The sequence below is a fragment of the Halovenus anhuiensis genome (assembly GCF_037080055.1).
GTDB lineage: Archaea > Halobacteriota > Halobacteria > Halobacteriales > Haloarculaceae > Halovenus.
On sequence record NZ_JBAOJI010000008.1, the window covers coordinates 45,956 to 68,841 of the forward strand.

A 22,886-nucleotide genomic window follows, 5' to 3' on the forward strand; every position below is an offset into this window, starting at 1 on the left:
GGTCGTTAGTTCTGCTGTCGCCGGTAGGCGAGCAGCGCAGCACCGAGCAGTGCGACCAGGGCTGCGGCGATGCCGAAGCCAGGTCCACCGTCGTCGGAGCTGTCGCCGTCGTCTCCATCGCCGTCGCCGCCGTCAGTGACGGTCAGCGTCTGCGAGATGGAGTCGTCGTCGGAGGCGATCTCCCAGTCGTAGTCACCAGCACTGTCAGGTGCGGATGCACTGAAGCTCTCGGTTGCGGTTTCGCCCGCGCCGAGGGTGACTTCCGTGCTACCGACTTCCTCACCGTCGAAGGTGAAGGTGATCGTCTGGGTGGCTTCCTGTCCACCGGTGTTTTCGACAGTCACTTCCGCAGTGATGTCGGCACCAGTTTCGACCTCGCTCGGTCCGCTGTCGAGCGAGAGCTGGAAGTTGGCCTCTTCAGGTGCTTCGACCGTCAGCTGACCAGATGCGGTCTGGTCTTCGCTGGCGATCGCGTGCGTGTAGGTTCCTTCAGAGTCCGGAGCGGTAACGTCCTCGAAGGTGACCGTCGTGCTCTCGCCGTTCTCGAGCGAGACGTTCTGGCTGTCCTGAACCTCGTCGTCGAGGAGGAGTTCGACAGTCTGCTCACCAGCGCTACCGATGTTGGTAACGTCGGCGGTGATCTCCTCGATCGTTGCGCCCGGCTCGACGGTTGCCGAGACAGGCTGTAGGTTCTCGACGAGGAAGGTCGTACCGACACCAGAGTCTTCCGTCACTTCGACGGTTGCAGTCTGGGTTGCCGGACCTTCGGAGAACTCGTTGCCATCCTCGTCGAGGATGACAGAGGTGAGTTCAGCTTCCTGGCCGACCTCGAGTTCTTCGTCGAGGACGACCGTCACGTTAGTGCTTTCGCCCTCGGGGACAGAAGCGTTGCCGAGTGCGTTACCGTCGGCGTCGCGGATCTCAACGACAGCGCTCTCGCTGACGTTAACCTCTGCGACGTTGATCGTTGCACCAGCAGTCTGCTGGTCCTCGAAGGTGTGTGCGTTGACCTCAGTGATCTCGGAAATCGTACCCGGGAGGCCCCGTCGCGGAGCGTTCGGGATGAGGTTTCCGGGCAGGCGCGAGCGTCGGATAGTCATCCGGAAGTCAGCGCCTGCGAAGTTCTCGCCTTCAGCAATCTCGTCGCTGCTGAAGAAGTTCTCACTGAAGCTGATCGCGTTCGGACCGTCTTCGACGTACTCAACGGTGAACTCGTTCGGATAGAAGAACGCCGGGTCCTCGCCAGACGCGGTCTGCGTCTGTGAGGTCATCGACGTTCCTGCGGCGATGTTCGTCTCACCTTCGATGGTGTAGTTGTCCTGCGCAGGCACGAAGAGGCGTGGGCCGTCTTCGGTCTCCTGGACATCGTCGAGTTCGACGGTGTCGTTCTGGAGTTCCCAGTTGAGGAACTGCTCGCTGGTTTCACCGAAGAGTCCGTTCTCCGGGAATTCTGAGGCGTTCGATTCATCGAGACCGGACGATAGCGTGAATGTGGTGTTGAACAGAACTGGTTTCTCGACAGTCGTTGGGATTTCGTCGTCAGCAGTTCTGGAATCCACATCCTCATTCGGTGCGTAGGAGTCTTCGCTGAATCCTTTCACATCATCGATGTTGTCCTCATCGACCGTGATGGTCAGGAAGTACTCGTTGAGGTTGGAACGAGCGCCCTCGCGGTCGTTCGTTCCAGCGAGAACGTCCGTGCTTGAGAGGTCAAGCGTGGCCTCGTTACCGAACACGGGGTCCTCACTCTCTGGGAGGTTGTTTTCGGCTTCGTCCTCTTCGAGAGCTGCGTCAACGATTTCGCTAACCTGATCCGCACTCTGGTTGGTTGCCAGGTCAACGAAGTCGCTGTTCTCGAAGGCTTCTGTCACAACGTGGTCCTCATTGCGGTTGAGGAACTCGTCAAGGTCACCGTTATCCTCTGCCTGGTCTGCGAGGAGACCTTCAAGACCGGTTGCGTTGAACTGCAGGACGAGGATGTCATTCAGCGCGGTGACGCCATTCTGTGGGTTGATCAGATCTTGTTCGATTGCAGCTTCGATGTCGAAGACATCTGAGTCTTCGGAATCGACGAATTCGATTTCCGAGATTGCCGCTTCGTCTCCCGGAGTCGGAGCGTTCCAGGCACTGAGGTTGCCGGAGGAGCGCTCTTCGATTCGCACGATGCTGTTGTCAGTCGCGATTGCTTCGTCTTCGGTGTACGCCGTCTCGCCAGGCGAGGCCGTCAGGTCGTAGTTGCCGTCGCCAATGACGACACGTCGGGAGACGTTATCGTTGGAGCCACCACCAATGCGGGTGTTCTCGTGGGCTTCAGCGTTGACAACCGTCGTCCCGTCCTGTGCGATGATACCGTGTTCCTCGTCACCCCAGTCGACGCCGTCGATGCGGTCGTCACCGTCAGCATCGCTGTTCGGGACGGTTGCGTTCGCAATTGCACCGTCGCCGAGCTGGAAGGTGTTCACGTAGAAGTTAGCAGTGCCGCCAACTTCCTCGGTCTGAACAGTGTAGTTGATTTCGACGTTCTGACCGGCTGCGCGGTCACCGAAGGTGATCGTTGCCGTATCAGTACCCTCGAGGTTAACCTCGAACTCCATGAGGTCACCGCGAGCGTATGAGTCGTCAGTCTGTCGCGGCTGGACAATTTCGACGTTCTCGTCAAGCGGCTCGACGACATTGACCGTTTCGGTCAGGACGAATTCGCCGGACTCGACGTGAGCGACAATTGCCTGGTATTCACCAGTGCCGTCGAGGTCGTCGACGGGGTCGGCGGAGAGGGTAGCCTCTCCGTCACCATTGAGTTCGTCCGTATCAACGTGGATGGTGTTTGCTGCGCTCGGCGAGTCACCTGCTTCATAGAACCAGGCCTGAACCTGTCCGCCAGTATCGGTAGAACCGATATCGTCAGCGGACACGTCGATCTGGATGTCGTCTTCAGTCGAGATCTCGTCGTCAGTGGAAGCACTGAGATCCAGAGATCGGAGATCGACGTAGAACAGGTTGGTAGCGTCGCCCTGGTCGTGCTGGATGAAGTATTCGCCGTTCGCGTCAGGCAGTTCACCCGTATCGATAGTCTGCGCGTCACCAGGTGCAGTACCGACTGGGTTGACATCGTCTACTTCGTTGCCAAGGACCAGCTCGCCAGCATCATTCGTATCAGCAGTGTAGACGCTGAAGCTGTCACCGGTGCTGCTGCCTAGAACTGTGATGTCCGTACCAGCAAATGCATTGACACCCTGCGTGTCAATGTTAGCATCATCAGGAGCGGTGAGAGTAGGTGAAGCTTGAGCGACACTGAGCGCGGCAGGGAACTCCGTGTCTATCGAACTCGATGGCGATCCATCGTCGTAAGTGAAGTCCCGGTAGTCAAGCGTGAGCTCGCCGGTGTCGACGAGACGGTACGAATCTTCGTCGTCCTCACCGTTGGTCTCAACTGCGTGGTCAAGGACTGAAGAACCGTCGATGTCAACGCCTTCGATCGGTTCCTCAACCTCGAAGCTGATTTCGCCGTCAGTAAGGGCGAGATTGGCAGTCGAACCAGAGCCACCGAATTCGTCAGCATTGTCGAGCGAGTACTCGATTACCACTGTGCTCGATGTGTTCGTGACAGAGACATCACTGGCCCCTGCGACCGTATTCTCGAATATCGTTTCGATAGAGCCCGTTTCGACATTGAGATCAAGGCCAGCATCGACGCTGTCACTGAAGTCGAGAATAATTTCGTCAGTCCCGTCGCCGGTGCTTGGGACGGAATCAAGCTCGACGGTATGGTCGACGGACACATTGGGCGTGGATCCAGCCTCATTGAATGGACCGAGTCCGTACGGGATCCCGAGATTGCTCTCAGTGCTATCAGCAAAGTTCACTCCAGCAGCGCCCCGTGCGTTACCGGAAGCACGATCGACCGGAGTGGTGTATGCAGTCTGGTCTCCAGTAGGGGTGTCAACAGTCAGCCCGGTGGCGCCAAGCTCAACACCATCGTCGACAATGTCGTAGCTTGCCGTATCGGTAGTGAAGGCACTACTTTCCGGACTGTTACCGTCCTCCTCGTGAAGTCCGAGGGCCAGATTGTACGAGCCAGCGCCTGGGTTCGTAACGCCGTCAATGACGACCCCGAGGTTGTTCGTATCATCGGCGAGAGTATCTTCGCTTATGTTGATAACGAGAGTCTCGCTGTTCAGCTCGAACGTGCCTGCGACATCCTTGTCGTTACCGTCTTCTTCGACAAGAACATCACTAGCTGAGATGCTGCCTGGGCTAGCGGCTGTGTTGTCAAAGTCGACCGAGATGTATGCGGCGGTGTCGGAACTAGAGCTTTGGCCGCCCAAACTCGATGCATTAATTGTATACTGTGCGTCTGTACCTGCGGTGGTGTCGTCGAGGTTTACGCTCGTAGTTGCGTCAGTGAGCGAATCCTCATTGAGCGCTGCGACGCCACCAACGAATGTGGCGGACATCGCAACCATCGACAACACCATCACGGCGGCCAGGAAGACCGCGCGTGATTTTTCGCGTATATCTGAGTTGTCTGTCATGTTTGATGTTTAGTTGTGTTAGCCGCGGCGACGGCAGCTTTCGACCGGCACTCGTCATCGCCAACCTGCTGACCTGCAACCGAAGCCGGTTTACTCACTACTGTCACCATGGGCAGGGGCACAGAGTCTCATTCCAGTGGAGGTTATAAATGCTTTGTGTTCATCAGAGAGGTTCGAGACAGTTTGACACACCACAAATACTGCTGTTTTGAGTCCCCTGCGGCAAGATCTGTCGAAATCGCTCGTAAAATCCAGCAATGTCTGACGGCCGTCTGACATACTAGCGAGACGACGACTCAGATCATCGACGCCACCCAGACAAAAACGCATCGAATTCTCGATCACGAAATCAGAAAACTGCCGAAATGACTCGACAGCAGCCGTCTGAGTGATTTTTCTGTCGACAGATTGTAGATAAAATTGTTCCCGATCCAATCGATGGGAGTGAGAACAAATAACAAGACACAACCAGAGAACGACCGGCAACTGATCGGAAATAGATCGTCAGTAATCGGAATTTCAGTCTCACGCGCGGACTGTTCGCTCCCGTGTGCACGCGAAGACTTGATTTGGGATCCCACTTGCTGGTGGTCAGTATTCCCGGCGAGGAGATCGACCGCTTCGAGAAGCGAGACCAGAGAAGAACGAGCGCCGACAGAGCCGTAAGAACTTCCAACAAGCCTGCGAGGATGTGCCCTCTGTCCCGATCCATAGCCAACGGCCAGCACCGCGGGGCAAAACGATTCGGGTCGGTTACGGTCGAACGTTTCAAGTTCCGTCAGCGAGCACGGAAACTATGGTTTCGGGACTCGCCGTCGAAGTCGGGTTCGGTCTCTATTTGGGGATCCTCGCCGGGATTTTCCCGGCGCTCGTTTCGTTCGCACTTGGGTTTGGATTCAAGTATCTCACCGGTGTGAGCATTCCGGGCCTCGGTGTCGTCGTCTTGGCGGGGGGGCTGGCCGGCATCTCCGGCGGGTTGCTTGGGCTGCTCGAGGAGAACGTCGCACAGAGCACCGCGGGGGTCGCCGCAATTTTGGTCGTGTTGATGCTCTCGCTGTGGGCCCACGCACAGGGTGACAAACTCGGAGCGAGCGTTCCTCGCCAACTCACGCTGTCTCGGCTTCGCAGTGCGGATTTCTCGACGGAGTTTCTCGAACGGGTCGATACCTACGGGCAGATTAAGATCGAACCCCTGACCGTCGAGGATATCGAGGGGTATCCGCCCCTGTCCGAGGAGACACGCCAGGCGATCCAGGCGAGCACGTGGAAGTTCCCCGTCGGGTTGTCAGTCGCGGAACTGGAGACGAAGGTGGCCGAGAAACTGACCGACGCGTACTCGCTGGCGGACGTAACTGTCTCGATCGATTCGGAAGGGTTGGCAGAGATCACGGCTGCGCCCGAAACGGCGGGACTCTCTCGACGGATCCCCACCGGAAAGCGGGCGGTTTCGATCCGGACACTGCTCCCGACTGGGCTGGCGATCGGTGATCAGGTGACACTCGCGTTGTCGAACGGGACCGTCAGCGGAACTGTCGTCAGTGCCAAAACGGATGGGCTGGCCCCGACGAGCGAGACGAAACAGTCCACAGCGGTAGAAACCGATGGCGGGACGGACGAGGAGGTTGCCGAACGACCGCCCCAGGCCCCGACGACAACCGGTGGGCATGGCTCGGTGACGGTTGCACTCCCACCGGAGGAGGCGCGGCGGGTCGTCCGGGAGGACGTGGCGAAACTGACGGTCAACTCTCGTGGGACAAACAGAGAATACGAGGCTCTCGACGTGCTGGAACGGGAGGACAACCAGTTTCAGGTCGTGACAATCTCACCCGGGAGTCCGTTCGATGAGATCGCACTGGAAGACGCGAAGTTCCGGGAGAAGTTCGGGGTCGCCGTGCTCGCGGTCCGTCGCAGCACCGAGCGACTGGTCGCGCCGCCGCGGTCGATACGACTCGCTGCCGGCGACGAATTAGTCATTACGGGAACTGCGACTGCAATCGAGTCGTTCCGGGAGGCGGCAGAATGATCACACTGATCGGGAGTGGACTTCCGGAGCGACTCGGGGAACTCGCGGTCATCCGGGTCGGCTCCCAGTTCGTGGGGCTGGCGCTTCTGTCGGCCGGGATCGCAGCCCTCTCGGCGTTTCTGTTCCGGTGGCGGACCGGCAATCAGTTACCCGACGGGGCGGCACTGTTGCTCGGACTCGGCTCCGTTGCAATCTATCTCAACGGCCGGATCGCACTCGTCCAGTTTCTCGGCGGCGGCGAGGAAATCCTGAATCCCGTCGTCGTCGGGTTCAACCTCGTGATCCTCGTCGCTAGCGCGATCACGGCACTCGGCGGCTGGCAACTCGGCGACCGGTACGGCAGATCGAGACGACTCCGACACAGTCTCAATCCACGGATCAGCCCGTTCGTTCGAGCCACCGGCCGGTTTATCGTGCTCGAACTGCCCGAAGAAATCGAGGACATCGACGGGTACGACCCCGTATCGACGGCGACCAAGACCGATCTCGCCGGGAAGACGTACACCTTCTCTCGCGGGCTGACTGTCGAGGAACTCCGCGAGGCGCTGCGGACGAAACTCAGGAAAGAGTACGGTGTTGCACACGTCGACGTCGAACTGACCGTCGAGGGAGAGGTGACCTTCCTCGCCGTCGGTGGCCGGGAGGCAGGGATCGGACCAACGCTCCCGCCGAGCGCAGCGGCGACGGCAATCGTGGCCGATCCTGCCCTGACTGCCAGCCCCGGTGATACCGTCCAGATCTGGCGTGGCGAGAAACGAGTCGGCACGGCGGAGTTGCGCGCAGCGACAGACACCACAGCGACGGTCAGCGCGAGGGAGGGAATCATCACGACCCTCGATCCCGAAACAGAGTATCGATTGATGACACTGCCCGTCGACGAGCGGGCCGACCGGCTGTTTGCGAGCATGCTTCGACAGGCCGACGAGACGATGAGTTCTTTCACCGTTACGGAGGATGCAACCCTTGCGGGGAAATCGATTGGATCACTCGGACTCACCGTCATCGCGGTCGAGCGAGCGGACGGCGAAACGGAAACGATTCCCCAGCGCAGTCGAGCAATCGAGGCGGGCGAACGGCTGTACGTGATCGGTCATCCGAGGCAGTTACGCCGCGTCGAAGCGTCGGCAACGGGGCCGGAGCCGTACGAGCCGCCGGCAGAAGATGAGACCGCGGAACTCGCCTCGAAGCGGTCCGGACTGCGGTTCTGGAAGTTGCGACGGTAGCGTTACTCGGCGCAGAGGTCGACGAAGTTGCGGAGGATCGTCAGCCCCGTCTCGCCGGATTTCTCGGGGTGGAACTGCGTGCCGAAGACGTTGCCTTCCTCGTTCGCGACGATGCTCGCGAAGTCGGTGCCGTACTCCGTCGTGGCGACAACGGCGTCGGAATCGGCCGGTTGTGCGTAATAGGAGTGAACAAAGTAGGCGTACTCGCCGTCGACGTTTCGGTCCGAGTCGCTGCCTGCCGGACCAGTCACGAGCGGGTGCTCGCGCTCGACCGAGAGATTGTTCCAGCCCATCTGTGGGACCTTGACAGTGTCGGGAAAGCGAACGTTCTTGCCCGGGATGAGATCGAGTCCTTCGACCTCGCCTTCGCCCTCGTGGTCGGCCTCCTCGCTGGTCGTCAGGAGCATCTGCATCCCCAGACAGATCCCGAACAGCGGGGTGCCAGCCTCGGCTTCCTCGACGAGCAGTTCGCGGAACGGACCGGCGTTATCCATCCCTTCGCTGAACGCGCCGACGCCGGGCAGGACGATTCCGTCCGCGTCGGCGATTGCACCGGGGTCGTCGGTCACGTCGACGGCTGCACCCGCCCGTTCGAGTCCGCGGGTAACGCTTCGCAGGTTTCCGAGGCCGTAATCGACGACGGCCACCTCCGCCACAGTCTGTTGCTGGCCACTCATGTCCCCGCGTACGATGTCCCCCAGTAAGTGGGTTCGCTTTCCGGTTGTCTGCGTTCGGCGTTCAGAACTCCCCGAACGTCGACTGACCGCCATCGCCCGCATACTCGACGGCAGTCTGCAGCGCAGCGTCGAAGGCGTCCTGCTGGCTGGGGTCGTACAGCGTCGCGGCCGGATGGACACAGAGAAGCACTTGCCACGTCGACTCATCAACCGTCAGATCGTCGATATCACCGGCCTCGCTCGTGACGGCGACCGAGCGATCCAACAGCAGTTCGGCGGGAACTTTCCCGAGCGTGATGACGAGTTCGGGATCGACGGCCGCGATTTCGCGGTCGAGATAGCCCCGGCAGTTGGCCCGTTCGTCGGTGGTCGGATCGCGATTCTCTGGCGGTCGACAGCGAACACAGTTGGTGATCCGCACATCCTGTCGAGCGAGGCCGACATCGCGCAATCCCTCGTCGAGGACGTCGCCGCTGCGGCCGACGAAGGGTTCGCCCTGTTCGTCCTCGTTGGCACCCGGGGCCTCGCCGACGAACAGCAGGTCGGCATCCGTCGGTCCCACGCCGTTGACCATCCGACTCCGTGACTCGACGAGCGCGGGACAGCGCTCACACCCGGTGACGGCTGTCGCCGACTCGTCCCAGCACTCGGAACCGTCGTCAGTCATACCTGGGTCAACGCCCCCGGCGGTATTAGTAGCTCCCATCCCGGGCCTGGAACCAGAATTACGAACACCAGACCGGCCACAATTCGACTGTCCAATCCAGACCCACAGAGATACAAAATATTCGAAAACCGCTTTCAGTGAATACTATAAAAATATATTCAACTTGATCTGGAATATAAGTCTTATATCTTCAAAATAGAGAGATGGATTAGAGAAATATAGATGTTTGTAAACAGAAGTAGCTAATATTGCAAATCTTGCTCGCACCAGAGTACTATACTATCCTGCTTCCAGAGTGGGCATATGCTCGAAACAGCACTGCACATCGGTATCGACCATCCAGACTTCCTGTGGATCGCTATCCCCTCGTTTCTCACGTTCGTCACCGGGCTACTGCTCGGGACTCGCTCGGAAAAGATTCGTGCGCGAATGGGCAGTGAATCAGCCGAATCGGCGAACTGAGACGATGAGTGAACAGTACAGCGGAGGTGAGATCGGTGAGTGACATCGTCCCCGGCGAACTGCTCCCCGCGGACGAGGAAGTCACGATCAACGAGGGTCGAGAGACGGCGACTGTCACGGTCGAAAACACGGGCGACCGACCGGTACAGGTCGGTTCGCACTTTCATTTTTTCGAGACCAATCCTGGCCTCGATTTCGACCGCGAGGCCGCCTACGGGATGCGACTCGATATCCCCGCCGGGACGGCGATTCGCTTCGAACCCGGCACCGAACGAGAGGTCGACCTCGTCGCTATCGGTGGTAACCGGATCGTCCACGGCATGGCGGGACTGATCAACGGTGACCTCGGCGACGAAGAAACGAGAGAAGCGGCCCTCGACGCGGCCGCCGAAGATGGATTCGCGGGGGCCGAGCGATGAGTCGTGATCTCTCGCGGCAGGAGTACACCGACCTGTTCGGTCCGACAGAAGGTGATCGGCTCCGACTTGGCGACACCTCGCTGCTGGCCGAAATCGAGACCGACCACACGACGCCCGGCGACGAGGCAGTCTTCGGCGGCGGGAAGACGATGCGCGACGGCATGGGGATGCAGTCGACGACGCAGGCGGAGGGCGCACTCGACTGGGTGTACAGCAACGTCGTCGTGATCGATCCCGTGCTGGGCGTCCAGAAGGGCGATATCGGCGTTCGGAACGGCGAAATCGTTGGGCTGGGTAAGGCCGGCAACCCTGACACGATGGACGGCGTCGACGACGAGTTGGTGATCGGCCCGAGCACGGACGCGGTGCCGGCGGACGGCCTCATCGCCACGCCCGGCGCCTTCGACATCCACGTCCACTTCAACAGCCCGCAGTTGTTCGAGCACGCCCTCGCCAGTGGAATCACGACGATGTTCGGCGGCGGCTACGGCGGCGGCGCGACGACCTGCACGCCCGGCCCGCGGAACATCGAGCGCTTCCTGCAAGCGGCCGATGAGTGGCCGATGAACGTCGGCTTCTACGGCAAGGGCAACAGCAGCAAGCCCGACCCGCTGATCGAACAGATCGAAGCAGGCGCGGCCGGACTCAAACTTCACGAGGACTGGGGGTCGACACCCGACGCAGTCGACACCTGCCTCGCCGTCGCCGAGGACGAGGACGTACAGGTCTGCATCCACACGGACACGCTGAACGAATCCGGGTTCGTCGAGAACACCTTCGAGGCCATCGACGGCCGGGCGATTCACACCTTCCACATCGAAGGTGCCGGCGGGGGCCACGCGCCGGACGTGCTCGAACTGATCGGCGACGAGCACATGCTGCCCTCCTCGACGAATCCCTCGATGCCCTACACCGAGAACACCTTCGACGAACACCTCGATATGGTGATGGTCTGTCACCACCTCAACCCCGACGTACCCGAGGACGTGGCCTTCGCCGAGTCGCGGATTCGAGCCGAAACCATCGCCGCCGAGGACGTGCTCCACGACATGGGCGCGATCAGCATGATGACCTCCGACTCGCAGGCGATGGGCCGGATGGCCGAAGTGATCTGTCGCACCTGGCAGACCGCAGATAAGATGAAACAGCAGCGTGGCCAGTTACCCGAAGACAGCGATACGGCGGCGGACAACCACCGGATTCAGCGCTACGTTGCGAAGTACACCCACAATCCCGCGAAGGTCGCGGGCATCGACGAGTATATCGGCTCGCTGGAACCAGGGAAGATGGCCGACATCGTGCTGTGGGAGCCGGAATTTTTCGGCATCAAGCCGAAGTACGTCATCAAGAGTGGCTTCCCGGTCCACAGCCAGATGGGCGAAGCCAACGGGTCGTTGATGACCTGCGAACCCGTCATGCAGCGGGAACGCGCCGGCGCGATGGGCTCGGCGAAAAACGAACTCTCGGTGACCTTCGTCAGCGAGAGCGCCTACGAGAACAACGTCGGCGAGGAGTACGGACTGGAGTCGATTGTCCGGCCGGTCCGCGGCACCCGCGACCTGGGCAAGTCGGACATGCTGCACAACGATTACTGTCCCGACGATATCGATATCGACGCTCAGACCTTCGAGGTCGAAGTCGACGGCGAACACGTCACCTGTGAACCGGCCGAGGAAATCGCACTCGCACAACGATACATGCTCTAACAATGGGAATGAACCACACACCGAAAGAACGCGAACGGCTGACGATCTTCATGGCGGCAGAGTTGGCGCGCCGGCGGAAAGACCGCGGCGTGAAACTCAACCACCCCGAGACGGTGGCGTATATCTCCGACTGGGCATGCGAACGCGCACGCGAGGGGATGTCCGTCGCTGAGATTCGTCAGGAAGCGACGACACTGCTGAGTCGCGAGGACGTGATGGACGGCGTGCCGGAGATGATCGACATGGTCCAGGTCGAACCGACCTTCCCGGACGGGACGAAACTCGTGACGATCCACGACCCAATTCGGGCCGACTCGGCCGAGCAGGTGGAGCAATGACCAACGTCGCAACTGTCGGCCTCGGTGGTCCCGTCGGCTCCGGGAAAACGACACTTGTTCGAAAGCTCGTCCCCGAACTCGTCGAGGCGGGCTACGAGGTCGGCGTCGTCGCCAACGACATCATGACACAGGAAGACGCCGACCACCTCCGTGAGTCCTTCGCCGGGACGCTCGATCCCGAACTGGTCCGCGGCGTCGAAACCGGGGCCTGTCCGCACACGGGTATCCGCGAAGATCCGTCGATGAACCTCGCGGAAATCGACGAGATGACTGCCGAGTATCCAGAACTCGACGTGGTGTTGCTCGAAAGCGGCGGCGACAACCTCGCCGCAACCTTCAATCCCGAGCTGGCGGATTATTTCATCTTCGTCATCAGCGTCGCGGAGGGCGACGACATCCCCCGCAAGCGCGGGCCGGGCGTCACGCAGGCGGATCTGCTGGTGATCAACAAGACCGACCTCGCGCCGCACGTCGACGCGGATCTGGAGGTGATGGAGCGGGACGCCGAGGCGGTTCGCGGTGACGATCCGACCTGCTTCACCGACTGCAAAGCCGGCGACGGCGTCGAACCGGTCGCCAAGTACATCGAAGAGAGCGTGCTGTTCGCAGCGCAGTCGCCATGAGTTCGATTCCCCCGTCGTTCGCGGCGTACGGAGAGCAGTCTCTCCAGCAGGCACCCGCCTTCGGCCACGGGAAAGACGGCGTCTTCGAGGCGACGCTGGCACGGGAACCCGGCGGTGAGACGCGCCTGCTCGAAGAACTGACGAGAGTGCCCTACCACCTGGCCGGCACCCTCGACATCGACCCCGCGCCGGGGATGACGACGCTCTGTCTGCAGGAGCCGACCGGCGGCGTCGCACAGGGCGACCGGCACTCGATGGAGGTCCACGCCCGCGAGCACGCTCGCGGCCACGTGACGACTCAGAGCGCGACGAAAGTCCACAGCATGGACGCCAACTACGCGCATCTCTCGGCTTCGCTGACTGCCGAGGAGAACGCCCATCTGGAGTACTTCCCCGGCGCGACGATTCTCAACGAGCGGGCGCGCTGTCTCCAGACGATCACCGTCGACCTGGACCCCGAGTCAGTGGTGCTCGTGACGGACGTGCTCTCACCGGACGGACTGACAGCACACGACCCCTTCGAGTTCGATCACTACCTGAGCCGGGTCGAGGCTCGCTGTGACGGCGATCTCGTCTGTCTCGATACCGTGGATCTCCAGCCAACAGACGGTCGGCCGAATGATTCGGCGGCGATGGGTGAGTTCAGTTCACTCGGAACGCTGTACGCCTTCGCTCCTGCGGTAGACACCGGCGCGCTGGCCGAAACAGTGCACGACGCGGTCGAAAGCGGCGAGGAGACGACTGCGGGCGTCTCGGAGTTGGCCGACGGGGCCGGCCTCTCGGTTCGTGTGCTGGGCCACGGAACAGATGCCGTCGAAGGAACGATCAGAGAAGCCTGGGGAGTGCTGCGACGGGAGACACTCGACAGTGAACTTCCAGCGGATCGGTGGTACTGATGGAGCAAATTGACGGCACTGTCGGAAATCGGTATACTGATTCCGACCTCGGAGAACGAGTCGACAGACACGAACAGGCCGGGACGCTCGAAGTCGTCCGTATCGAGGCCGGAAACCGCAAGCGTTCTCGCCTGCGGGTCGAGACCGACAACGGGACCGATCTCGGCGTCGTGCTGGACGACCCGCTGCGGGCCGGTGACGTGCTTGCGATCGACGACGAGCGGGCAATCGTCGTCGAGTTTGAGCGTCGTGATGCGGCGGTGATCGATCTCCCCCATGCGACGCCAGCGGGCGTCGAGAGTGCGGCCGAACTCGGCCACCGGATCGGGAATCAGCACTGGGATCTGGCGATCCAGGCGGGGTCGATCTACGTCCCCGTGGAGGCAGACCCTCACATCATCGAGGATGTGCTGGCCGAGAGTCTCCCCGAGGATACGATCATCGAGTACGAAGAAGTCGATCCCGCCATCTGGATCGACGACGCCAGCGCCGAGGGCGTCGACCACAACCACGGCGATGCTGGGCACGGGCACAGCCACGGCGACGCTGGACACGACCACAGCCGCGGCGACGGGCATACGCACGGCGGCCACGACCATACTGCCAGCCACGTGGATTACCGAGATGCGACAGACGCAGGTGACGAGGCATGAGCGACCGCTCACTCCTGATGGCGATGCGGCTGGCAGACTCGTTTCTGCCGGTCGGGACGTATACCGCCTCGTACGGGATCGAACAATACGTCAACGAAGGTCGGATCGAGACCGCCGAGGAACTCGGCGACCTGATCGGTTCGTATCTCGAACGGATGGTCGGGCCGGCGGATCTGGTCGCGCTCGGCAACGCCCACGCGGCGACAGCCTCGGGAGATCACGACCGACTCTGTACCATCGACGAGCGGTTGCAGGCCGCCACGCTGCCGGCGGAGTTCCGCGAGAGTTCGGCGAAGGCAGGCTCGCAGTTGCTCGACCTGCTGCTGGAGACCGACGAGGGACTGCTCGATGGCGACGACGGGACGGCGACGGCTGCACTCGACTATGCGGAGTCGGTGGCCGAGGACGAGACATCGGGCATGTATCCCGTCGTGCTCGGCGTCGTGACCCAGCGGTCGGGGATCACGCGTCGAGATGCCTGTCTGCTCGACGCCTACGCGTTCAGCACCGAACTGTTGGGGGCGGCCCAGCGACTCGGCGCGTTCGGCCACACGGCGATTCAGCGCCAACTTTCGGAGTTACTGCCGGTCATCGAGGCCGTCTGCGCGGAGTACGCCGACGCGGAGTTGGCGGCGCTGTCCTCCTTCGGCCCGCTCGCGGAGATCATGGGCATGCACCACGAACGCGCCGACCGTCGCCTGTTTATGAGTTGATTCGTTTCTCCCGCGGAGAATCCGACTCGGGTTTTACCCGAACCGCCTGCGAACAACTGGTATGCGGCTGACCGATCACCTCTCACGGCGGCGAGTGCTCGGAGCCAGCGCCCTCGCGGCGACGACGGCGCTTACTGGCTGTGCCGGAGTTCTCAATCAGGTCGCCGACCAGTTCCTCGAAGACGTGAACGTTCTCAACGATACCGACAGCGAAGTTTCCGGAACGATCCTCGTGACTGCCAGCGAGGAGACGATCCTCGACAGAGAGTTCACGCTCAGCGGTGCCGACGACACCGACAACGGCGACAACGGCAACATCAGGCCCTACGCGGACATTTGGGACGGAGCCGGATCGTACACCACCGAAATCAGCCTCAAAACGTCGATCGACGGCGAATCGAACGGGTCAGCGACGGTCACGGTCGACGACCCCGACGAGGAGATGCTGTTGGTGGGGCTTGGACTGCAGGACGCCGACGAACCCATCGTCTTCCGCGTCGGGGAGAGCTTCACCGACGTCGTCGAGAGTTAGAGTGCCAGCGGGACGAGCAACACCCCCATACAGGTCATCCGCCGTGCGCCGAACCGCGCCGGCAGGAGGCCGACGAGCGTGCTCACTGCGAAGACGCCCACACCGACGGGACCGGTGAACGCGAAGACGAGCACACAGAGCAGTCCGAGCACGGCGATAGAGAGGACGGCGTTATCGAGCGACCCGACGACGGCGAGATACCGGTCACCGAGTGCGAGGACGAGAATGAACCCGATTGCGGCGGCGATGGCGACCGTACTGAGCAATACCGGCAGATCGTGTGGGACCTGAGTCTGGTCGAGCGCGACGAGTACGCCCGTCCGCGGGTGACCGAGCGAGACGAGCGCAAAGAGTGCGAAGACAGTATTCGCTGTGCTGACACCGCTAGAGGCGACGACGAACGCTCGCGGGCCGTAATAGGGCAGCACGACGAGTGCGCCAGCCGCGGCGATTGCACTGGAAATGCCGGGCAAGTAGCCGACGATAGCACCGGACAGCGTTCCGAGCAGCCCAACAGTGAGCAGAAACGTCCGGGAAATCGTGAGCCGTGGGTCGTCCTGTTCCGGGACCCCCGAACCCCCGAACGCTTCGATCAGGATCGGCGCACCGAAGAGACCGGCGAACAGCGGCGCGAGCATATTGCCGGCCGGAAGGACCCCAGTCGCGGGGATGTCCAGCGTGAAAACACCGAGCGCCCCGCTCGCACTCACCGTGAGGAGCGCACCGAGGCGGGCCCGCATCATCCGTTCAGTCACGACGAGCAGGACACAGATTCCGCCGAGCACCAGGGTGAGGTTCTCGATGACGTACGGGTATACTCGCCCCATCCCGAGTGTGATCGGAACGGCAAGCGGGATGGCGAACCCAACGGCAAGCAGACTCCCGACCGCGGAGATGCGGAGCGCTTCGCGGCCGCGGCCCTGCAAGACGAGACGGTGGCCGGGGAGGGCGGTCGGAGCCATCGCCGGGTCCGGGACGCCGAGGGCCAGCGCTGGGACGATGTCGAGAAAGGTGTGAACGACACCGGCGGCGAGCATGGCGACACCGACGAAAAGTGGCGGGGCCGGAATCGACGGCGCGAAGCCCGCGAGCAGGAGTGCGAAGTTGTTGGCGTGGAGGCCGGGTGTGAGTCCGCTGAGCGTCCCGAGGACGACGCCGGCAAACAGCCAGCCGAGAATCGGGAGCGTCCGCGACGGTCCGACCACGAACTCGACCATTGCGGGGGTTGGTCCCGTGTTCTGATTTAAAGTGACGGGTCAGCAAACCGACCGAATCGAGACGGTAAGGTTTACTGCTCGCCTCGTTACTGGAGAGATATGGGACGGTCGGAGCGATCGACGAGCCAGATCTACGGGCTGCGAGCGGCGATTCTTGCGCCCCTGCTCGTGGCGCTGCTCTCGCTCGCAACCGGACTGACGAACATCGCCGTCGGCGTAACTATCGGCGGCCCGCTGACGCCGTACGTGCCGGAGGTTGTGCAGGAGGCCGCGGGCTTTACCGGAGCAGTGACCGGATTTCTGCTGCTTCTGAGCGCGTGGTCGTTGCGACATCGACACAGGGCTGGCTGGTACGCGACGATGCTTCTGTTGCCGGTCACCGCGGCCCACGGCCTGATCCAGGCGACGGCGTACTCGCTGCCGCTGGTCGTGCTGTCGCTGCTGTCGATGCCGGCGCTTGCGTACAACTACCGCCGGTTCGACCGGCCGGCGTCGCTGTCGAACACGCAGATCGCAGCGCTGATCGCACTGACCGGGACGCTCGGATACGGTACCGTCGGCACCTACGCGCTCCGCGAGGAGTTCGGCCAAGTCAACTCGGTACTCGACGCGTTTTATTATACGGTTGTCACTGCGAGTACGGTCGGCTACGGCGACGTGACGCCGCTCAGCCAAGAGGCCCGCGTATTTTCGCTGTCGGTGGTCGTCCTCGGGACGGCGAGTTTCGCGGTGGCGCTGGGATCGGTGCTCGGGCCGGCAATCGAAGCGCGGTTCGCACACGCACTCGGAACCATGACAGAGACAGAGTACGACCTGCTGGAGAATCACATCGTGATTCTCGGCCACGGCGACCTCACGGAACCGTTAATCGAAGAACTAGGTGACGAGGAGTTCGTCATCGTCACTCCCAACGCCGAAATGGTGACTCGATACCGCAACCGAAATATCAACGTCATCAGCGGCAATCCCAGCGACGAACAACCGCTGCACGACGCTAACATCGGCGAGGCACGCGCGGTGATCGCTGCCACCGAACACGACGCCGAAGACGCCTTCGCGATTCTGACCGCCCGGGAACTCAGCCCTGACACGCGGATCATCGCCGCCGCGACTGCCCGCGAGAACATCCAGAAACTCCGTCGGGCCGGCGCCGACACGGTCCTCAGCCCCGCCATGATCGGCGGGCAGTTGCTCGGCCAATCCGCACTCCGGGGCAGCGGTGCCGACGATCTTATCAAGCAGTTCGAGTAACCCGGAATCCGGTCGTTGATCATTCGAATCTACAACGATTATATATGCTTTTCGAGAAATATTAATGTCAACTCCGGTGGATGGAGTTCTCATGGGAACGAGTGACAACAATCCGCTGGTCGATGCGTACCAGAACAGGATCGGTGTACCGTCGACGGGTGATGAAGCATACGGCTACTGGGTGTTCGTTATCGGGGTGCTCGCTGGCTTCATCGGGATTGCACTCGTCATGCTGAGTCAGGAACCGGGCGAGTCGATCCGCGGGGTCGGTATCGCCGTCGCGGCACTGGGACTCGTCTTGCTGTTGATCGGACCGATCATCAGATTGCCGCTGAAACGGGGCGCAACGATCCTCTCGTATCTCGGTGGAGTGGTCGCGCTCGCCGGGGTTGTCTGGTTTTTCCTCGCCTTCCAGGCGGGCAACTGGAGTGCAGACTTTTCGAGCAACGAAGTGCTCATCATCGGCGTCTACGGACTGGGAATCTTCGGCATCGTGCTGGGGAGTATCTTCGTCCCGCTGTTGACGAGTCCGCGCGAGGAGCAGATGGCCGCCGAAGACCGCGCGGCGACGGCCGAAGCCGGACGCGACGCCGCCATCGAAGAGGCCGAACAGCGCGCACGGGAAGCCGAAGCGGAAGCCGAACGAGCGCGTGAGGAAGCCGAGCGGGCAGCCAGCGAGCAGAGCGAACGCGAGCGGTTGGCGGCCGAACTCGAACAGATCGAGGCCAGCCAGTCGCAATTCGAGTTGTACACCGACCGCGGCGGCAAACACCGCTGGCGGCTCCGCCACCAGAACCGCAACATCATCGCCGACAGCGCGCAGGGCTACTCCTCTCGACAGAGCGCACAGCGCGGGCTGAGCGCCGTCCGCCGTGACGCCTTCGGCGCCTCGGTGGTCGATCTGGACGAACTCGAAGAAGAGGTCGAAGTCGAGGAGGTCGACGACGCTGTCGAGGGCGAAGAGGCACCCGAGTTCGTCGAGGACGCATCGAGCGACGCCGACTTCGAGACCTACGAGGACTCCGCCGGCGAGCACCGATGGCGGCTCCGCCACGACAACGGCGAGATCATCGCGGACAGCGGACAGGGCTACAGCAGCGCCGACAGCCGCGATGACGGTGTCGAGCGGGTGCGCGGCTACGTCCAGTCGGCGGATTACCTGCGGATCGATCCTGCCGCTTTCGAGCTATTTCAGGACAAGGGCGGGAAGTACCGCTGGCGACTGCTGCACAGAAACGGCAACATCCTCGCCGACAGCGGGCAGGGCTACGCCTCCCGCCAGAAGGCCCGGCAGGGAATCGACAGCGTCCAGCGAAACGCCGGTGAGGACGGCAACGCCGAGTTCGAGATTTACGAGGACAACGCCGGCGAGTACCGCTGGCGGTTGACCCACCAGAACGGCAACATCATCGCCGACGGCGGGGAGGGCTACGCCTCCGAGAGCGGGGCCGAAGACGCCGTCGGGCGGATGACCGAGTACGCACCCGAGGCGCACGTGCTGGATGTCGGCAGCGCGGCCTTCGAGATTTACGAGGACGCCGCCGAGAAGTGGCGCTGGCGACTCCGTCACCGCAACGGCCGGATTCTCGCCGACAGCGGGCAGGGCTACGCGAGTCGAAGCGGTGCCGAAGACGGGATCAACAGCGTCAAGCGAAACGCACCGAACGCCGACGTGACCGCCGCGGAGTAACCCCCGCGGTCGTCGTGTTTTTTATATCCCACCGACCAAGGGGAGGTATGGAACAAGTCAAGACGACACTGCAGGAAGCCTTCGAGAGCGAGGGCTACGAAGTCGACGACGTGACTGCGAACCGAGATAAGCTCCGAGTCTCGATCCGCGACCCGGAGGCCAGCGGCGAACGGCTCCGCGAACTCACCTACGACACACTCGACGAAGCGGACGTACTGGGATTCAACGTGACGACCGAATCGACCGCGAGTGGCCAGATCAACACGGTTGTCTCCTTCCGCTACCGAGGATAGACTGCCTTCTCCTCTTACGGCGATTCCGGCGGCTCCGGATCGATGCCGATGACCGGATCGTCTTCCTCGACGCCACGGACCAGTCCGAGTGCGACGGCGATATCCCGGAGTTGAATGACGGAAGTGGCGTTGAACTCTTCCGAGCGTTCGATGGCGGTTTGAAGCTCTGCCCGGCGCTCGTCGCCCTCGGCACGCGCGCTGGCTGTCAGTGCCGTCGCCAGTCCCTCTGCGGCGACGAGTCGGCTTCGGAGACGACCGAGTAGTGCTCGGAGGTCGACGAATGCGACAGTTTCCACGTCGACGTTCGCTTCGAGTGCGTCGATATCGGCCGATACATCGTCGACGCTGTCGACGAGTGTGTCCAGATCCGCCGCAGCGCCGTCCAGCGCCAGCGCAGCGGCCTCGTCTTCGCCGGCGTTGTACAGTTCGATGCCGTGATTGAGCACCGGCGTGATCGCTCCGGCCCGCTCGTGGACGCTGCGGACCGTCTCCCAGATATCGATCCGGCTGGCGTACTCCGGGATCCGGTCTTCCGGGCGGTTCGACATCACGAACGCCGGGTCGTCGTCGTGATTCAACCCGAGCATGTGCCCGAGTTCGTGTTGTGTTGTGACACGGATCGCACCGGGTGGCCGCGCGGCGGCGACGACGCGGCCGACGATGGGACGCTCGACGGTGTAGCCGGTCTGCAGCACGGGCGCACAGCCGAGAACCTGGTCACTGTACCGGGGGACGTTCTCACAGCCGACCGGGCTGTCGCGGTAGGCGACGATCACGTCCGGATCGCCGGTCTCGATAATCTCGAAGTCGACATCGAAGCCGGCGAACTCCGCGCTGTTGGTCTCCCAGAACGACAGCGCTGCCGCCGTGAGTTCGGTGAGGTCGTGAGGACTCTCGCTTTCGACATCGACGCGGACGATCTGTGTGCCACCGGCGAGCGGATGCTCCTTCCCTGGAGCGGCGAGACCGAGACAGCCAGTCAGTGCCGCTCCGATGCCCGCCGTGCCTGCCGAGAGTACCTGCCGGCGTCGCATACCCTCCGTTAGCAATCGACTACAGAGAGTATTGTGGTTCCGGAGCCTGCGGGAGACGAGGAGCGCGACCATGGCAACCATTTTTATATCAATTCCGGGAGAGCTATCAGTACGATGAATACGAGATCCAGACTCAAACGAGCGTTATTGCGAGCACGGTACGCGGCAGTTGGCGCTGCAGTTGGCGCGGCACTCGGGGGACTGTTCGGTCGGAGTCCGGCGAGTACGGGTGGTGCAACGGGCGCACTGGTCGGGGCCGTCGTCGCAGAAAAACGGTTCTCCGCCGGCGGGTGGGTCGAGGAGGTACGCGGAAACAGTGAGGACGGAGAGTGAGGCCGTCGCCGGGAGCGTCGCTTTGATGCTATCGGGCCGCTAAGCACAGGGAGTGCCAGAGACTGAGCGGAAACGCGTCGACATGACCAGCGGGGCGATTGCCCCGAAGATGCTCTATCTGGCCTGGCCGCTCGTGCTGGGGAATCTCCTCCAGACGGTCTACAATCTGGCGGATATGTTCTGGGTTGGCCGGGTCAGTTCCGACGCCGTCGCGGCAGTCTCGTTGATGTTCCCGCTCACGTGGCTCTTTGTCTCGACTGCGATGGGCGTCACGGCGGCGACGATTGCACTCGTCTCGCAGTACGTCGGCGCGGGCGACGACCGGATGGCCGACCGCGTCGTGGCACAGTCGATTCTGCTGACGCTCGTGGTGTCGCTCGCGCTGGCGGTGCTCGGCTGGACGTTCCGGCGAGAACTGCTGACGCTGATCGGCGCGGAGGGTGCCGTTTTCACCGAATCACTGGCGTACATCGAAGTCATCTTCTTTGCGCTGCCGCTGACCTTCCTCTTTTTCGCGTTTCGGGCTTCCCTGCAGGGGGCTGGCGACACGAAGACCGCGATGTGGCTGGTCGTCATCTCCGCCGGACTGAACGTGGTCATCGATCCGGTATTCATTCTCGGCTGGGGGCCTGTGCCGGCGATGGGGACCCGTGGCGCAGCGTGGGCGACGTTCATCTCCCGGGCGCTCGCGACGGGGACTGGCGTCGCGATTCTCCTGCGCGGCGGGTTCGGCGTCCGCCTGCGGATCCGTGATCTGGTCCCCGATCCAACCCTGTTGCAGAAACTGCTGGACGTCGGCTATCCAGCGACCATCGACGGCTGGGCGCGGAGTTTCGCCGCCGTGACGATGGCCGCCTTCGTCACGCCGTTCGGGACGGCCGCGATCGCGGCCTACGGGATCGGCATCCGGTTGATGTCTGTCTCGTGGTCGGTCGCGGGCGCTGTCGGACAAGCAGTGGCGACTGGCGTCGGCCAGAATCTCGGCGCGGAGACGCCCGACAGGGCGGCACGGGTGACGTGGGTCGGGGCCGGCGGGACGATGGCGTTGCTGTTCGCGGCGGGCGGACTCTGTATACTGATTCCCGAGATCATGATGGGAATCTTCGTCAGCGATCCCGCGGTGATCGCCGAAGGGAGAACCTTCCTCTATATCGTCGCGCCCTTCTGGGCATTCTTCGGCGGGACGATGGTGATCCAGGGTGGATTCCGCGGGGCCGGCCAGACGAAGGTTGCGATGGGACTGTCCTTTCTCGCCCGGTGGGTGTTCCGAATCCCCGTCGCCATCGCGCTGGCGTTCTCGACGGTCGCCGTGCCGGGGACCACAGTCAGAATCAGCGGGCTGGGCATCGGTGTCCAGGGAATCTGGGTTGCCTTCTCCGTCGGGGCTTTTTTGACCTTCCTCGGTGCCGTCTTCTGGTTCCGGCTGGGTCGATGGACCGAGGGTGTCATCGAGGAGTCGGAACCGGGCGTCGAGATCGGGGACGAGCCTGTTGGGACGGGTGAGGACCGCGACGAGAGCGGGGTCGAAACCGGCCCGGCCCCAGAAGAAGACGACTGAGGAACTGAAAGCGACTGACTGACCAGTCAATCAGAACTGTCTAAGG

21 protein-coding genes are annotated in these 22,886 nt (G+C 62.2%); 16 read left to right on the forward strand and 5 right to left on the reverse strand.

Going from position 1 to position 22,886, the window contains the following annotated elements; translation table 11 throughout:
• Window positions 1–5 precede the first annotated feature (5 nt).
• Window positions 6–4,532: a CARDB domain-containing protein gene (locus V8P86_RS16420; RefSeq protein WP_336328373.1), complete on the reverse strand. Its 4,527-nt coding sequence runs from the start codon at window positions 4,530–4,532 to the stop codon at window positions 6–8.
• 796 nt (window positions 4,533–5,328) lie between these two features.
• On the opposite strand from V8P86_RS16420, the gene V8P86_RS16425 reads away from it, so the two are divergent.
• Together V8P86_RS16425 and V8P86_RS16430 are read left to right on the forward strand one after the other, a co-directional pair.
• Window positions 5,329–6,555, forward strand: a complete 1,227-nt coding sequence (locus tag V8P86_RS16425; RefSeq protein ID WP_336328374.1) for a potassium channel family protein — start codon at window positions 5,329–5,331, stop codon at window positions 6,553–6,555.
• A complete protein-coding gene (locus V8P86_RS16430; protein ID WP_336328375.1) occupies window positions 6,552–7,778 on the forward strand; it encodes a cation:proton antiporter regulatory subunit in 1,227 nt (408 codons plus the stop codon). The genes V8P86_RS16425 and V8P86_RS16430 overlap by 4 nt, the downstream gene beginning before the upstream one ends.
• 2 nt (window positions 7,779–7,780) lie before the next feature.
• Here V8P86_RS16430 and hisH read toward each other — a convergent pair whose 3' ends face one another.
• Together hisH and V8P86_RS16440 are read right to left on the reverse strand one after the other, a co-directional pair.
• A complete protein-coding gene (hisH, locus tag V8P86_RS16435) occupies window positions 7,781–8,455 on the reverse strand; it encodes an imidazole glycerol phosphate synthase subunit HisH (RefSeq protein WP_336328376.1) in 675 nt (224 codons plus the stop codon).
• Between the two features lie 61 nt (window positions 8,456–8,516).
• Window positions 8,517–9,122, reverse strand: a complete 606-nt coding sequence (locus V8P86_RS16440; protein ID WP_336328377.1) for a uracil-DNA glycosylase — start codon at window positions 9,120–9,122, stop codon at window positions 8,517–8,519.
• Window positions 9,123–9,425: 303 nt separating this feature from the next.
• Here V8P86_RS16440 and V8P86_RS16445 point away from each other — a divergent pair, with 303 nt between their 5' ends.
• From V8P86_RS16445 to V8P86_RS16485, 9 genes are all read left to right on the forward strand, one after another.
• Window positions 9,426–9,584 carry a hypothetical protein gene (locus V8P86_RS16445; RefSeq protein ID WP_336328378.1) on the forward strand — a complete coding sequence of 53 codons (159 nt, stop codon included), beginning with the start codon at window positions 9,426–9,428 and terminating at the stop codon, window positions 9,582–9,584.
• 35 nt (window positions 9,585–9,619) lie between these two features.
• Window positions 9,620–10,003, forward strand: coding sequence for an urease subunit beta (locus V8P86_RS16450; RefSeq protein WP_336328379.1), 384 nt, complete (start codon window positions 9,620–9,622; stop codon window positions 10,001–10,003).
• Window positions 10,000–11,709: an urease subunit alpha gene (gene ureC, locus V8P86_RS16455; protein ID WP_336328380.1), complete on the forward strand. Its 1,710-nt coding sequence runs from the start codon at window positions 10,000–10,002 to the stop codon at window positions 11,707–11,709. Before V8P86_RS16450 ends, ureC begins: the two co-directional genes overlap by 4 nt.
• A gap of 2 nt (window positions 11,710–11,711) precedes the next feature.
• Window positions 11,712–12,047 carry an urease subunit gamma gene (locus V8P86_RS16460; protein WP_442909418.1) on the forward strand — a complete coding sequence of 112 codons (336 nt, stop codon included), beginning with the start codon at window positions 11,712–11,714 and terminating at the stop codon, window positions 12,045–12,047.
• Window positions 12,044–12,670: an urease accessory protein UreG gene (ureG, locus tag V8P86_RS16465; protein WP_336328381.1), complete on the forward strand. Its 627-nt coding sequence runs from the start codon at window positions 12,044–12,046 to the stop codon at window positions 12,668–12,670. Before V8P86_RS16460 ends, ureG begins: the two co-directional genes overlap by 4 nt.
• Window positions 12,667–13,566: an urease accessory protein UreD gene (locus V8P86_RS16470; protein ID WP_336328382.1), complete on the forward strand. Its 900-nt coding sequence runs from the start codon at window positions 12,667–12,669 to the stop codon at window positions 13,564–13,566. The genes ureG and V8P86_RS16470 overlap by 4 nt, the downstream gene beginning before the upstream one ends.
• Window positions 13,566–14,219 carry an urease accessory protein UreE gene (ureE, locus tag V8P86_RS16475; protein ID WP_336328383.1) on the forward strand — a complete coding sequence of 218 codons (654 nt, stop codon included), beginning with the start codon at window positions 13,566–13,568 and terminating at the stop codon, window positions 14,217–14,219. Before V8P86_RS16470 ends, ureE begins: the two co-directional genes overlap by 1 nt.
• A complete protein-coding gene (locus tag V8P86_RS16480) occupies window positions 14,216–14,932 on the forward strand; it encodes an urease accessory protein UreF (RefSeq protein WP_336328384.1) in 717 nt (238 codons plus the stop codon). Before ureE ends, V8P86_RS16480 begins: the two co-directional genes overlap by 4 nt.
• A 61-nt stretch (window positions 14,933–14,993) precedes the next feature.
• The gene (locus tag V8P86_RS16485; RefSeq protein ID WP_336328385.1) at window positions 14,994–15,464 is read left to right on the forward strand and encodes a hypothetical protein; all 471 of its coding nucleotides are present in this window, start codon (window positions 14,994–14,996) and stop codon (window positions 15,462–15,464) included.
• Here V8P86_RS16485 and V8P86_RS16490 read toward each other — a convergent pair.
• Window positions 15,461–16,681, reverse strand: a complete 1,221-nt coding sequence (locus tag V8P86_RS16490) for a tripartite tricarboxylate transporter permease (RefSeq protein WP_336328386.1) — start codon at window positions 16,679–16,681, stop codon at window positions 15,461–15,463. The two genes, V8P86_RS16485 and V8P86_RS16490, sit on opposite strands and share 4 nt — an antisense overlap.
• A gap of 99 nt (window positions 16,682–16,780) precedes the next feature.
• Here V8P86_RS16490 and V8P86_RS16495 point away from each other — a divergent pair, with 99 nt between their 5' ends.
• The 3 genes from V8P86_RS16495 (at window position 16,781) to V8P86_RS16505 (ending at window position 19,915) form a co-directional block, all read left to right on the forward strand.
• Complete coding sequence (locus tag V8P86_RS16495) at window positions 16,781–17,932, forward strand: NAD-binding protein (RefSeq protein ID WP_336328387.1); 1,152 nt, start codon at window positions 16,781–16,783, stop codon at window positions 17,930–17,932.
• 91 nt (window positions 17,933–18,023) lie between these two features.
• Complete coding sequence (locus tag V8P86_RS16500; protein ID WP_336328388.1) at window positions 18,024–19,622, forward strand: HVO_2922 family protein; 1,599 nt, start codon at window positions 18,024–18,026, stop codon at window positions 19,620–19,622.
• 47 nt (window positions 19,623–19,669) lie between these two features.
• Window positions 19,670–19,915 carry a hypothetical protein gene (locus tag V8P86_RS16505; protein ID WP_336328389.1) on the forward strand — a complete coding sequence of 82 codons (246 nt, stop codon included), beginning with the start codon at window positions 19,670–19,672 and terminating at the stop codon, window positions 19,913–19,915.
• A gap of 14 nt (window positions 19,916–19,929) precedes the next feature.
• On the opposite strand, the gene V8P86_RS16510 is transcribed toward V8P86_RS16505, so the two are convergent.
• On the reverse strand, window positions 19,930–20,949 hold the full coding sequence (locus V8P86_RS16510; protein WP_336328390.1) for a zinc metalloprotease: 1,020 nt from the start codon (window positions 20,947–20,949) through the stop codon (window positions 19,930–19,932).
• 114 nt (window positions 20,950–21,063) lie between these two features.
• Here V8P86_RS16510 and V8P86_RS16515 point away from each other — a divergent pair, with 114 nt between their 5' ends.
• Window positions 21,064–21,282 (forward strand): glycine zipper 2TM domain-containing protein, encoded by a 219-nt coding sequence (locus V8P86_RS16515; RefSeq protein ID WP_336328391.1) that lies wholly within the window; start codon window positions 21,064–21,066, stop codon window positions 21,280–21,282.
• Window positions 21,283–21,364: 82 nt separating this feature from the next.
• Window positions 21,365–22,840: an MATE family efflux transporter gene (locus V8P86_RS16520; protein ID WP_442909420.1), complete on the forward strand. Its 1,476-nt coding sequence runs from the start codon at window positions 21,365–21,367 to the stop codon at window positions 22,838–22,840.
• Window positions 22,841–22,886: the final 46 nt, after the last annotated feature.